This is a genomic window from Herbidospora mongoliensis, assembly GCF_001570545.1.
Classification (GTDB): Bacteria; Actinomycetota; Actinomycetes; order Streptosporangiales; family Streptosporangiaceae; genus Herbidospora; species Herbidospora mongoliensis.
The window spans coordinates 193622-207326 of record NZ_BBXD01000014.1 but is presented as its reverse complement, the minus strand read 5'-3'; the positions used below and the strand labels follow the sequence as shown (position 1 = coordinate 207326).

At 68.7% G+C, this 13705-nt stretch carries 9 protein-coding genes; 1 reads left to right on the top strand and 8 read right to left on the bottom strand.

What is annotated here, in order from left to right; genetic code table 11:
• Nucleotides 1–37: 37 nt before the first annotated feature.
• The 8 genes from AW272_RS19970 to AW272_RS45105 form a co-directional block, all read right to left on the bottom strand.
• Nucleotides 38–1231: a mandelate racemase/muconate lactonizing enzyme family protein gene (locus AW272_RS19970; protein ID WP_066367309.1), complete on the bottom strand. Its 1194-nt coding sequence runs from the start codon at nucleotides 1229–1231 to the stop codon at nucleotides 38–40.
• A gap of 1 nt (nucleotide 1232) precedes the next feature.
• The gene (locus tag AW272_RS19965; protein WP_066367306.1) at nucleotides 1233–2054 is read right to left on the bottom strand and encodes a carbohydrate ABC transporter permease; all 822 of its coding nucleotides are present in this window, start codon (nucleotides 2052–2054) and stop codon (nucleotides 1233–1235) included.
• Nucleotides 2054–2887, bottom strand: a complete 834-nt coding sequence (locus AW272_RS19960; protein WP_066367303.1) for a carbohydrate ABC transporter permease — start codon at nucleotides 2885–2887, stop codon at nucleotides 2054–2056. The genes AW272_RS19965 and AW272_RS19960 overlap by 1 nt, the downstream gene beginning before the upstream one ends.
• A 136-nt stretch (nucleotides 2888–3023) precedes the next feature.
• Nucleotides 3024–4304, bottom strand: coding sequence for an ABC transporter substrate-binding protein (locus AW272_RS19955; protein WP_066367295.1), 1281 nt, complete (start codon nucleotides 4302–4304; stop codon nucleotides 3024–3026).
• Between the two features lie 130 nt (nucleotides 4305–4434).
• A complete protein-coding gene (larE, locus tag AW272_RS19950) occupies nucleotides 4435–5238 on the bottom strand; it encodes an ATP-dependent sacrificial sulfur transferase LarE (RefSeq protein WP_066367293.1) in 804 nt (267 codons plus the stop codon).
• Nucleotides 5239–5259: 21 nt separating this feature from the next.
• Nucleotides 5260–6024: a FadR/GntR family transcriptional regulator gene (locus AW272_RS19945; RefSeq protein WP_218010964.1), complete on the bottom strand. Its 765-nt coding sequence runs from the start codon at nucleotides 6022–6024 to the stop codon at nucleotides 5260–5262.
• Between the two features lie 66 nt (nucleotides 6025–6090).
• The gene (locus AW272_RS45110; protein WP_245657634.1) at nucleotides 6091–8481 is read right to left on the bottom strand and encodes a ricin-type beta-trefoil lectin domain protein; all 2391 of its coding nucleotides are present in this window, start codon (nucleotides 8479–8481) and stop codon (nucleotides 6091–6093) included.
• A gap of 43 nt (nucleotides 8482–8524) precedes the next feature.
• Complete coding sequence (locus tag AW272_RS45105; protein WP_066367284.1) at nucleotides 8525–9664, bottom strand: lectin; 1140 nt, start codon at nucleotides 9662–9664, stop codon at nucleotides 8525–8527.
• Between the two features lie 836 nt (nucleotides 9665–10500).
• Between AW272_RS45105 and AW272_RS19930 the strand changes: the two genes are divergently transcribed.
• A complete protein-coding gene (locus tag AW272_RS19930; RefSeq protein ID WP_218010963.1) occupies nucleotides 10501–13674 on the top strand; it encodes a family 43 glycosylhydrolase in 3174 nt (1057 codons plus the stop codon).
• Nucleotides 13675–13705 lie beyond the last annotated feature (31 nt).

The following is a 13705-nucleotide window of genomic DNA, read 5'->3' as shown; positions in this document are numbered from 1 at the left end:
TGGTTCCTTTCTTCCGGCACGAGTTGCGCGCGAACGCTCAGCGCTTGTTGTGCAGGTCCTTGAGTGAGGAGTTGTGGTGCGGGCCGTGGGCCTCGGCCAGCAGGCGGAGGCCGGCCCTGGCCGGCCGGACCGCGGGGCTGTCCGCGGAGCGGGTGCCCGCCCTTCCGGTGGACGCCGTGATCGACTCCTCGTCGATCGTGATGCCCGCCCCCGGCGCGTCGCCCAGGATGAAGGCGCCGTCCTCGACGGTCACGCCGACCGACAGGCCGACGGGCGGGTGAAGGTCCTGGAGTTCGCTGGCCATGTGGTTGGGCACCGCGGTCGCGGCGTGCAGCAACGCGACGGGGGTGGTGCCGATCGGGCTCACGGGGAGGTCGTGCGCGTGGGCCAGCATCGCCGCCCGCAGGAAGTGCGAGACCCCCCACACCGCGGCCGTCTGGACGATGTCGACCGCCCCGGCGGCCAGCAGCGGGCGGAACTGCTCCAGGCCGGTGAGGTTCTCCCCGGTGGCGACGGCGGCGCGCACTCCCCTGCCGACGGCCGCCAGGCCCTCGGCGTCCCATCGGCGGACCGGTTCCTCGATCCACGTCAGGTCGAGGGTGCGTTCCAGCTCGGCGACGTACCTGACCGCCTGTTTGCGCGACCACACCTCGTTCGCGTCCAGCATCAGGCTCGGCCGGGCCCCGCCTCCGGCGCGGGTGAGCACGTCGCGCACCAGGGTCAGGCGGTGCCGGTCGCGCTCGACGTCCAGGCCGCCCTTGAGCTTGGCCGCGCGCAGGCCGTGGGCGGCGTAGACCTCGTACTGCGCGACGAGTTCGTCGTCGCTGAGGCCCATGTCCAGACCGGAGGCGTAGGCGGGCACCTTCCGGTCGTTTCCGCCGAGCAGGCGCCACAGCGGCTCGCCCGCCGCCTTCGCCTTGATGTCCCACAGGGCGGTGTCGAGGGCCCCGATGGTGCCGAACACCACTCCCGCGTGACCGGCTTTGAAGGCACGCCGGAGCATGCGGTCGTACAGCGCCGTCACGGCGCGCGGGTCCTCCCCTTCCAGGGCGGCGAATATCGACTCGATCTCCGCGTGCGGCCCGATGCCGACGCCGGTGATCCCGATGTCGGTCTCCACGACGACGATCGGGACGGGGACGACGCCGTCGGCGTACAGGCCGTTGGCGTCGCCGACGGGCCGTCCCCATTCCTGGATCGTGGTCAACGTGCGATACCCCGAGATGCGCATGTCAGCCCTTCGTGGAACCGGCGGTCACACCGTCGGCGATCTGGCGCTGGAGGAACAGATAGACCAGCAGTACGGGTACGGCGGCGATCAGGACCCCCGAGGCGAACATGGGGATGTTGTCGGTGTACTGACCGCGCAGCGACGTCACCCCGACCATGAGCGTGCGGTGGTCGGCCGACGGCATCATCAGCAGCGCGATGAGCACGTCGTTCCAGCAGAACAGGGCGTCCAGGATGCCGACCGACAGCAGCGCGGGCCGGCCGATGGGCACCATGATCCGGCGGTAGACGCCGTAGACGGTGTTGCCGTCGATGCGGGCGGCGTCCACGATCTCCCTGGGGACCGACCGGTAGTAGCTGGTCATCAGGAACACGGTGAACGGGAGGAACTGGGCCACGTACGCGAGGATCAGCCCCGGATAGGTGTCGATGAGGCCGGTGTCGGCCATGACCCGCGCGATCGGCACCATGATCACCTGGAACGGGATGAACAGCGCGGCCAGGAAGCCGATGAACAGGGCCTTCGACCCGCGGAACGGCAGCCTGCTCAGTGCGAAGCCCGCCATCGAGCCCAGCCACAGCAGCAGGAACACCGACGCCGCCACCACGAAGAGCGAGTTGGCGAAGTAACGCGCCATGCCGACGCTGTTCCACGCCGCGGCGACGTTGTCCCAGTGGAGCGACTCGGTCAGCGAGAACCGGTCGAGCACGTACTCGCGCCGGGTCTTCATCGCCACGTTGGCGGTGAAGATGAGGGGATAGATCGTGGCCAGGGCCAGGATCGCCATCGGGACGGCGACCACCCACTTGCCGAGACGCCGCATCAGTCCTCCCGTCCGGCACGGCGCAGCACGCTGATCTGCAGCAGGCCCACCACGAGCATGATGAGGAACAGGACCGTGGACGCCGCCGAGGCGAGCGCCGGCCGGTTCATCTGTCCCTGTTGAATCCAGATGTAGTACTCCGGCAGGTAGGTCGACCCCTCGGGCCCGCCGCTGGTCATCACGAAGAGCAGGCCGAACATCGAGGTCAGCATGCCGATCATCGTGGTGACGAAGACGAACTGGATCGTCTGGCTCAGGCTCGGGATGATCACGTGCCAGATGCTCTGACGCAGCGAGGCGCCGTCGACCCGGGCCGCGTCGAGCAGTGAGGCGTCGAGGGTGGCGAAACCGGCGAGGAACACCACCAGGGCCATGCCGAACGTCGCCCAGATCTGCACCCCGACGACGGCGAACTTCGCCACGCCCGGGTCGCCCAGCCAGTCGACCGGGCCCAGGCCGATCGTGCCGAGGAGCTCGTTCAGCGGGCCGTCGAAGGCGAGCATCAGGTTGAAGATGGCCCCCACGATCACCGGCGACAGCACGGCGGGGAAGAAGTAGACGCTGCGGAAGATCCGGTGACCCGGCACCTTCAGGAAGATGAACGTCGCCAGCAGCCCCGGGATCGCGACCGCGACCGGCAGGAGCAGCACCAGCAGCCCCACATTGGCCAGCGCGGTCTGGAACAGCGGGTCGTCCAGCAGCTCCAGGTAGTTGGCGAGGCCGACCGCCGTGCCGTTGGCGTCGCCGTCTCCGGTGAAGGAGAAGTTGACGCCCAGCGCGAGCGGGTAGAGCCGCAGCGCCAAGATGATCAGTACGGCCGGGGCGACCAGCACATAGGGAGCGAAGCGTTCGGAACGCCCTCTCCGGCGGGCCGCGCCGTGGCGTGACTTTTCTCTCGGGCCTCCCCCGGCGGCCCGCCCGCTCTCAGTCGGGCGAACCGCCGGTGAGGTGTTCTTCGTCGGCACCGGCTCAGTTCTCCTGGTCGGAGGCGGCCAGTTCCTCCACCGCCTCGTCGACAGTGGCCGAGCCGCTCAGCAGCTTCTGGGACAGCCGGCCCATCAGGTCGATGGTCTTGGAGTCCATCGCGACGTGCAGCGCCGGCTTGCCCGCCTTCAGCTGCGCCACGATCTCGCCGACGACAGGGGCGTCCTGCGGCGCGGAGATGGTGGTGTCGGACGCGATGGCACCCGCCTCGGCGGAGAAGGACGACAGGGCGTCGGTGGTGGTGAGCGAGCGGATCAGGTCGGCCGCGGCCTTGGGGTCCTTGGTCCACTTGGCCGCCGCGTAGCCGATGCCGCCGTCGTAGGGCAGGCTCGGCGTGGCCCCTTCGGTGACGACCGGGGCGAGCATGATGCCGACCTTGTCGGGGCCGATGAACTCGCCGAAGTCCTTCCAGTGACCGATGTCGGACATCAGGCCGATGATGTGGGCGGCCTTGCCGGTGTTGAAGACCGAGAAGATGTCGGTGAACATCGCCGTGGAGTTGGCGCCCTCGTTGTTGAGCTTCTTGTCCCCGGTCTCCTTGAACATCTCGAAGATCTTCTTGACGTGGGGGGACTTCCAGTCGCGCTTGCCGGCGATCCAGTCGTCGTACTCGGCCGGCGTCAGGACGCCCGAGCCCAGACCGGAGAGCCAGAACTGCGGCCCGATGCCCTCCTTGTTGCCGAGGGCGAAGCAGGCGGCGCCGGTCGCCTTCTTGAGCTTGTCGCAGTTGGCGAGGAACTCGGGCCACGTCGTGGCGGGGGCGGTGATGCCGGCCTTCTCGTAGAGCGCCTTGTTGTAGTAGATCGGGTGGCCCTGGAGAGTCACCGGGGCGCCGTAGGTCTTGCCGTCCTTGGCGAAGGCGTCCCAGCCGGCCAGGCGCGACTTGTCTTCGGCGATGTACTCGTCAAGGGGCAGAAGCGAGTCGGCCCGGTCGCGGATCTGGCCGCCGCCGTTGAAGAGCATGACGTCGGGCCCGGTCTTCGTCTGCATCGCGGCGCCGAGCAGCGTGTAGTACTGCTCGAACGGCTGGGGCACGAACTCGACGGTGACGTTCGGGTGCTTCTTGGCGAAGTCGGCCTTCGCCTTCTCGATGTACGTCTTCGCATATGGCTCACCGGACTTCCAGTCCCAGACCACGAGCTTGGTCGCGGGGGCGGCCGCGGCGCCGGACTCGGCCGGAGCCGACGCGGGTTGGGAGGCACTGCCACACCCAGCAACGGTTATCGCTAGCACCGTAACTGCCGACCACAGGATTCGCTGCTTCATCGTTGTTCACTCTCCAGGCGGCGACCGGCTGGCCCGGCCGTCCATGTGAGGGGAACGTAATTCGTATGACGTCTGACGTCAATAAGTAGTACACATTCTGATGCGCAACCGTGGTCTGGCGCGGAAAGCCCTACAGGAGCGGGAGAAGCGCGTTGAGGCGGCCGGAGGCGAATCCCGACAGGTCGAGCGAGCAGAAGGCGAATCCGGCCGCGCGCACGGAGGCGTCGATGCGGTCGCGCAGCTCGGTGGCCCGGGGGATGTCCGCCTTCGGCACCTCGACCCGCGCGAGCGCGCCCTGGGAATGGGCGCGGACGCGGCAGACGGCGAAGCCGAGATCGTGCAGCGCCCGTTCGGCGACCTCGATCCTGCGCAGGATCTCCGGCGTGACGGGGTCGCCGTAGGTCACCCTGGAGGCCAGGCAGGGCGCGGCGGGTTTGTCGGCCGTCGTGAGGCCGAGCTCACGGCTCAGCGCGCGGACGTCGGCCTTGGTCAGGCCGGCGTCGACGAGCGGGGCGACGGCGCCGCGTTCGGCCGCCGCCCGTTGACCCGGCCGGTGGTCTCCGAGGTCGTCGAGGTTGGTGCCCAGGGCGACCCGGGCGCCGACGGCCTCGGCCAGCGGGCCGAACGCGTCGAAGAGAGCCGACTTGCAGTGGTAGCAGCGGTCGGCCCCGTTCGCGACGTAGTCGCCGCTCTCCGCCTCGTGGGTGCGGATCTCGACATGCGTGAGGCCGTGTTCCCTGGCCAGTGCGCGGGCGGCCGACAGCTCCGAGGACGCCAGGCTGGGCGAGACCGCGGTGGCGGCCACCGCCCGTCTGCCCAGCACCCGGGTCGCCACGACGGCCAGGAGCGCGGAATCGGCGCCGCCGGAATAGGCGACCACGAGGGCGCTCTCCTGCCGCAGCCGCTCGGTGAGCCGGCGCATCGCCTCGTTCATCGGGAATCTCCTCGGGAGGGGTCAGTCGGTGGACGAGAAGATGCGCTGCTGGATCTCCCGGCGGTAGTCCTCCAGGGTGTTGTCGATGTGGGCCGCCGCGGCCTCGGCCGCCGCCTCGGCGTCGCCGACCCTGATCGCCTGGAAGATCGCCTCATGTTCCTCGACCGCCTTGGCGGCGTGCCCGCCGACCGAGCCCGCCAGCCCGATGATGTTGGACTGCGCCTGTAGCCGTCGGGCCTCCCGGACCGCCACCTGGAGGAACATGTTGTGAGAAGCGGCCGCGACGGCGGTGTGGAAGGTGTCGTCGCCTTCGTTGAACAGGTCCTCCCGGCCGGTCTCGAACCCGTGGCGGCAGACGCCGGCGGCCTTCTCGATCTCGTGCAGTTCGGCGGGCGTGGCCCGGCGGGCGGCGAGGCGGCTGGTCTCCATCTCCTGGGCGCGGCGGAACTCGAAGAGCATGTAGACGTGGTCGAGGTCGGTGGGCAGGAAGTAGGGCGTCCAGCGTCCGCTGCCGAGCATCCCCTCGTCGTCGGCCACGTAGAGCCCCCTGCCCTTGTGGGCCCGCACCCGGCCCAGCGCCGAAAGGATCTTCACCGCCTCGCGGACCACCGTCCGGCTGGTGCCCAGCCGCTGGGCCAGTTCGATCTCCGTCGGCAGGCGATCACCCGGCCGCAGGCGCAACTGAGTGATCAACTCCAGGACCTGCTCCGCCGCGACCTCGTATCCGGGCCGGTAGGCGACCGTCGTAGGGGGACTCTGGACCACACCGTCTGTTTGCTCTGCCACGGGTCAAGAGTACGACTCATCGGGGGCCGGGCGCCGAGACCGGCCCCCGAAGAATCGTGGAAAGTGTCAGCTCCGCAGGGTCCACCGCTGGTTGGCGCCCGCGTTGCAGGCCCAGAGGTTGAGCCGGGTGCCGTTGGCGGTGGCGTTGCCGGGCGCGTCCAGGCACAATCCCGACTGCGCGCCACTGATGGTGCCGTTGGAGTTGACCGTCCAGCGCTGGTTCGCCTGGCCGTTGCAGTCCCAGATCACCACCGGGGTTCCGTTGGCGGTGCCCTGGCCGGAGGCGTCCAGGCACTTGTTGCCGAACACCTGGAGCTGGCCGGACGACGTGCGCGTCCACTGCTGGGTCTGGACGGTGGAGCAGTCCCACAGGTGGACGGCGGAGCCGTTGACGTTGCTGTTGTTGACCACGTCGATGCAGCGGTTGGACTGGACGCCGGCGATCTGGGACGTCTGCGGCGGGTTCGTCGTGCCGCCCGAGGGGCCGGCCGCGGCGATCACGGCCTGCGCGCCCGAGGGCCACTGGCCGTTGCTCACCACGACGTTGTTGTTGACGACGTTGCCCCGGTCACCGTTGGTCACGTTGGTGGAGCTGCTGCTCGTCCAGTTGCCGGTGACCGTCCAGTTGCCCATGTTCTCCCCGCCCCAGTAGTTGGCGGTGGCCCACACTCCGATGTTGGAGAAGACGTTGTTCCTGACGGTGTAGTACTTGGACCCCTCGTCGAAGTAGACGCCGAAGTGCCCGTTGGTCCGCAGGCAGTGGTTGTCGCTGATCACCGCGCCCGGGTTCCACGACAGGGTGTAGATGCACGAACCGTCGTTCATCTGCTGCATCACGTCGTGCACGTAGTTGCCGATGAGCCGGTTGTTGGACGCGGTCGTGGGCGTCGTGTAGCGGGGCTGGTAGTTGTACAGGCCCCGGTTGGCGTACTGGGTGTTGCCGCCGGTGTCGTTGGCGCCCCAGCCGTAGCCGATCGACATGCCGGTGTAGGGCATGTTGTAGACCTCGTTGTAGGAGACCGTGGCGTCGGCGACGTAGGTGGTCAGCACCGACACGATCCCCCGGTAGTCGAGGCCGAGGTCGTGGATGCGGTTGTTGCTGATCGTGATGTTGCGGTTGGTCATCCGCTGGTCGCTGGGGTGGTGGGCGTCGGCGCGCACGCCGCCGACCACGACGCCGCCGGCCGAGCTGCGGGCGATCTCCGACCGGGTGACGGTGATGTTGCTCGCGCCCAGGCCGACGCCGCTGGTGTTGGCGTTGGCGTCGTTGCCGATGCCGACGGCGGTCTGTCCCAGGTTGAGGAACTGGGAGTCGCTGAAGGTGATGTTGTCGGCGGCCGAGATCTGGACGGCGGCGGGCATCTGGTTCCAGTTCGGCCGGGCGGCCTCGAACTGCGTGCACCCGTTGTGGCAGGTGGTGAAGCCCGGCCAGCTCCAGTTGCCGACGATGTAGGAGCCGGTCTGCTGGTCGACGAACCCTTGGTTACTGCTCGGCCCGAGCCAGGTCGTGCCGGTGAAGGTGACCCCGGAGAAGGTGATGTGGTGGGCGGGCGAGCCGTAGGTGCCACCCACGGACACCAGCGACTGCAGCACCGGCAGTTCGACGGAGGTGGTGCTCATGTTCTGCCCCGACGCCGGGATGTAGTTGAGGGCTCCGGTCCCCGTGTTGAGGTACCACTCCCCCGCCGCGTCGAGGAACTCGTAGGCGTTCGTCAGGTAGAGGGGGCCCGCGCGGTGGGGGCTGGTGAAGGTGTCGTAGCCGAAGTTGTTGTTGTTCCAGGCCGGCTGCTGCATCGTGATCAGGCCGCCGCTGATGCTCTGCACCGGGGAGTACCGGTCGGTGAACGAGCCGACGCTCTCCAACTCGACCCGGCTCTGGCTGGCCAGGTTGTTGAGGTAGGACAGAGCGCCGTTGGTGAAGCGCATGCCGGTGCTGGAGGCGGTGAAGTCGCCCCGGTTCACCTGGGTGCGCGCCCGGATGGCGGCGGCGCCGTTGACGTAGAGCTGGCGGCTGTCGACGCCGGTGCCCACGTTGGCCCGCCAGATGTTCTTGGACGAGTCGGCCAGCGTCCAGCCGGTGACCGCCCTGGCGCCGCTGAACACCGGACGGGCCGAGGGCGCGGCCTGCCACACCACGCGGTAACCGTTGACGCCGGAGTCGGCGGCGGTCAGCCGCAGCGGCGCGGTGAGCCGGTAGATCCCGTCCGCGAGCTGCACGACGATGTCACCGGACATCCCGGCGACGAGGTTGCGCACCGCGGTCTGGGCGGCAGTCACCGAACACGGCTGGGCCGACGTGCAGGCGGTGCCGGTCCCCGACGGGGCGGCGTAGAGGGTGGTGGTCGCCGCCGAGGCGGGAGAGACCGGGGCCGAGAGGGTGACCGCGACGGTGAGCCCGAGCGCGGTCGTCCCCGCTGTCAGCAGCCTTTTCAGCATGGCGAATGAAGGTGGGAGCATGAGTCTTCCTTTGGGGGGTGCGTTCGGCGAGCGGAGTCCGGGCTCAGCTACGGGTCCAGCGCTGGTTGGCGCCGCCCCCGCAGGTCCAGATCTGGAGCTTCACGCCGTTGGCGGTGGAGTAGTTCGGGACGTCCAGGCACTTGTTCGCGCCGACAGCGGTCAGGGTGCCGTCGGAGTTGAAGCGCCACTTCTGGTTGTTCTGGCCGTTGCAGTCCCAGATGATCACCGCTGCGCCGTCGGCGGTGGAGGCGCCGTTCACGTCCAGGCACTTACCGCCGTACACCCGCAGCTCGCCCGCCGACGTGGCGGTCCACTGCTGGTTGTTCTGGCTGTTGCAGTCCCAGATCTGCGCCGCGGCGCCGTTGGCCTGGGAGACGCCCGTCACGTCCACGCACCGGTTCGAGCCGACGCCGCGGATCGGGGTCGTCGTCGACGGGGAGGACGTCGGGCTGGGGCTGGGGCTGCTGCCGCCCGGCTGGCCGATGCTTCCGGACACGGACTGCAGGGCCGCGTACCACGCGGCGGCCATCTTGTCGTAGCCGCCGGCCGTCGGGTGGATGCCGTCGATCAGGTCAGACGTGGTCAGCTTGCTGTGCATGTCGACCAGGTGGACCCGCTTGCCCGCGGCGACCTTGCTCTGGACCATGCCGGGAATGGTGGCGTTGAAGTTGCGGGCGGCGGATTCCTGGCCCGAGTTCGACAGCGGGATGATCGTGGCGACGAACACGTCGGCGTTCGGGACCGTCGAGGTGATGCGGTCGACCAGCGTGGACAGCCGCTGGGGCGCGCCGCTGACGTTGTAGTTCTGCAGCACGTCGTTGGTGCCGATGTGGAGGAGCACGGTGCGCGGGTTCTGGGTCCGCAGCCAGCCGGCGACGTTCGCGTCGATCTGGTCGATGCGCCACCCGGGATGTCCCTGGTGGTCGTGGTCGCCGAGTGAGCCCGGCCCGTTGAACTGGGAGCCGACGAAATCGGTCGTGTACCGGCCGGCGGCGAGGCGCTGCCACAGCCCGATGCGGTAGCCGCCGGGTACCTGCGTGCCCTCCGTGATCGAGTCGCCGAGCGGCATGACCCTCACGCCGCCGTTGGACTCGGCGTGGGCGGTCGCGCGGATCGCCGCCAAGGAGGTGAGGACGATCACCGCTCCCAGGGCCAGGGTGAGTAATCGTTTCCAAGCAGGCATGCTCGACCTCTCTCGGATGATTGAGCCGCGCGGGGAGTGAGCGTTCGCGTGCTGTCCGCGAGGGGAGCGTGAACCCGGCGGAACCGGCGTGGCACCGCCGGCCCCTGCCGGGTTACCTCCAGACCAGGTGTCGCACATCAGTCTGATCATGAACGAAGACGACTGCGAGGCATTCGAGTGCACAAGATCTTGACCGCCGGGTGGTCGACGAATGCGACGTCCATCGTGAACCCGACGTCACCCTTGCCCACATCAATGCAGGTCGGGGAGGTGAGAACGCTAACATCTCGCGGACGGCATCAACCCTTCCTCGCATCTCGGGGGTTCACCGTTGTTGGTGGTGCGTAGCAAACACGAAATAAAGCGCGGCCGTCAAGAGTATGAAACATCGCCCCGGACGTCCCGGGTGCCCACCTGCGGCTTCGCCCACTCCGCCACTCGAGGCGCTGAAAATTTCGAGTCCGGGTCCGGCAACGTCCGTCGACCCGGCCGCTCCGCATGTCATCGGGGCACTCCTCGCCGACGCGGCGGACTCGCACCGGCAACGGCGATCAGCCAGGTGGCGGCCCTGACGGCCCGGATCGCTCCCCCGCAGAGGCGGCCGCAGGTTGCCGATTTGTTTCGGGGATCTTGCGGACGGGCCCTTGTCTGGAATGTCAGGCCACTTTACAGTCACACAACGGAACGTTCGGAGAAAACTGCGTAACTTAACTCACCGTCTACCACTGACGTGCTCGACAGCCCCGAAGGGTCTCCTCCGCTGGATTCAGATCGCAGGCGGACGCCTTCTTTTGCCTGTTAGCGCTAACACACCGCCCTCCTTCCGATGGGGTTCGATGTTCGTGTACCACCGCTCCCGCACCACCCGCTCACTCAAGAGGTTCACGCTCGGGATCGTCGCCGTGTTGACCTGTGTCGGCCTTCTGCCCACGGGCGGCGCGCACGCCGCCGACGATTCGTGGTCGCCCGCACCGTCCTTCACCTCCACCGACCGGGGCGACGGCACCTACTCCGTGCCGCTCATGCGCTCCGACGTGCCCGACATCAGCGTGGAGCGCGTCCCGGCCGCCGAGAACGACGAGGGCCGCGATCTCTATTACATGATCAGCACCACGATGCACATGAGCCCGGGTGCGCCGATCATGAAGTCCTACGACCTCGTGAACTGGGAGACCGTCAACTACGTGTTCGACCGGGCGAGCATCGGCGACGCGTTCTCGCTGCGCAACGGCCAGAACTCCTATGGTCAGGGCCAGTGGGCGTCGTCCCTGCGCTACCACGACGGCATGTACTACGTCGCCTTCAACACCAACAACCTCGGCGGCGCGTACCTCTACCGGACCGACGACATCGATGACGGGAAGTGGGAGCGCACCGCCCTCGGCCGGGGCCTCCACGACCCGTCGCTCTTCTTCGACGTCGACGGCACGGCCTACATCTTCTACGGCTCGGGCGGGACAAGCGCCGTACGCCTCAACGCCGGACTGACGGCCATCGCGCAGGACTACCCGAACATCTTCACCGCGGGCGACTACGCCGGCCGGCCGTACATCGGCGGGCTGTTCGAGGGCGCGCAGTTCTACCACATCGACGGCTGGTACTACGCGGTGATCATCACCTGGCCGTCCGGGCAGGGCCGCCAGGTCGTCATGTTCCGCTCCAGGGAGCTCCTCGGGCGCTACAGCTCCGCCGGCGGGGTCAACACCTACGAGGCGCGCGGCGTCCTCAACTCCAACGGCTTCGCCCAGGGCAGCCTGGTGCCGATCTCCCGTGAGGGCGGCCGGACCGACTGGTGGGGCATGTTCTTCCGCGACACCTTCCCCATCGGCCGCATCCCCGCGCTGACCCCCGCCACCTGGCAGGACGGCTGGCCGACCTTCGGGAACAACGGGGTCGTGCAGGTCGAGGGCCTGTTCGACAAGCCGATCGAGCTCACCCCCGAGCAGAACGCTTTGGAGCGGCAGAAGAGCATCGTCGCCTCGGACGACTTCGCCAACGACGCCCCGCACAAGGCGTACACGGACGAGGAATGGACGATCCCGGCCCCGCCCGACATCGACGAGTCACTCCTCGGCGTCGAGCTCGTGCAGAACCCCGGGTTCGAGGCCGACACGACCGCGCCGTGGGCGGCGCAGTTCGGCGCGGTCCTCAGCCGGGACGCCACCGACCCGGCCTCGGGTTCGGCGGCGCTGAAGGTCGGCAACCGTACGGTCAACGGCTCGGCCCCCAACCAGTTCCTCAACGGCAAGATGCAGCACGGCGTGACCTACAACGTGTCCGCCAAGATCAAATACACGTCCGGCCCGAGCACCGTGCGGTTCAACCTCGCGGCCGACTGGGGCACCGGCGTGCAGGTCATGACGTTCGGGACCGTGCCGATCGGCCAGTGGACGACCGTGACGGGCCGGTTCACCGTGCCGACGACGGCGAACCTGGGCAACTTCAAGTTCGCGGTGGAGACGCCGTGGGCCAACCCGCAGCCCGCGTCCTCCAGCGTGGAATACCTCATCGACGACGTGTCGATCGTCGGGCTCCCGCCGACGGCGGAGTATCCCGCCGAAGCGGAGATCGCCCCCAACGGCTCGCGGCTCGACCCGGCCTGGGAGTGGAACCACGCCCCCGACAACCGCCTCTGGTCGCTCACCGACCGGGACGGCTGGCTGCGCCTGACCACGGGCAAGCCGGTGACCGGCCAGTACGTCTACACCAAGCTCTCCAACCGGGCCGAGCTCACGTGGCTGGAGGAGGCGCGCAACACCCTCACCCAGCGCACGTTCGGGCCGCGCCAGTCGGCGGAGACCCGGATGGACGTCTCCGGCATGAAGAACGGCGACGTCGCGGGTCTGGCCGCGTTCAACCGAGGGTTCTCCTACGTGGCGGTCAAGCGCGTGAACGGCGTGAACACGCTGGGAGTGGTGAACCGGGGGCAGCCGTTCGGGGTCGACCTCGACCAGGCCGCCCTGGAGACCTTCGTCGCGGGCTCGACGGTGCCGCTGGGCGAGGCCACCGAGGTCTCGGTGAAGGCCGACCTCGACTTCGCCGCGCCGGTCGGGCAGCTGTGGACGACCTTCTACTACAGCCTCGACGGGCTGGAGTGGACCCGGCTGGGCAACCGCGTCGGCCCGCAGTCGCTGGACGGCAGCCTCGCGCACTTCATGGGACACCGGGTCGCCCTGTTCAACTACGCGACCCAGGAGAAGGGCGGGCGCGTCGACTTCGACCACTACCTGCTCAGCGACACCCTGACCGCGCAGAACCTGCCCCTCGACACCACCGCCCTGGACGAGGCCATCGCCCACGCCGACACGCTCACCGCGGCCTCCTACCCGGCGGACGCCTGGGCAGAGGCGCAGAAGGCCCTCGCGACGGCGAAGGCCGCCCGAGCCGGCCGGTTCGGCACCCAGAACCAGATCGACGCGCCGGAACGCGCGCTCAGCTACCAGCTGGCCCGGCTCGGCGTGCTCAAGGCCGAGGACGTGACCGCTCCCGCGATCGAGGTCTCCGGCCTCGAATACGGCGGCGAGTACGGCGACAGCGGCGACCTGACCATCGGCTGGACCGCCGAGGACGCCGAGTCCGGCGTGAAGTCGGTCACCGCGACCCTCGACGGGCAACCCGTCGCCTCCGGCGTGAAGCGGGCGCTGTACGAACTGGCGCTGGGCGAGCACGTGCTGACCGTCACCGCCGACGACAACAACGGCAACGCGGCCGGGAAGACCGTCCACTTCACCGTCACCACCTCGGTCGAGGACGTCTCCGCCCTCATCGACCGCTTCGAAGCCGAGGACAAGACCAACGCCGGCAGCGCCGTCCGGCTCCACAAGGAGCTCGACCGCGTCATCGCCGCGATCGCCGAGGAGAAGGACCCCAAGAAGGTCGTCAAGGTGATCGAGAAGTTCAAGAGCGGCGTCAAGGACCACCGCGTCGAAGCCGACGAGGTCGTCCGCACCACCCTGCTGCGCGACGCCGACGCCCTGATCGTCCGTTGGGGCGGCACACCCCGGGCCTGACCACCGGTTCAGATGAAGATCCGAAGAAAGA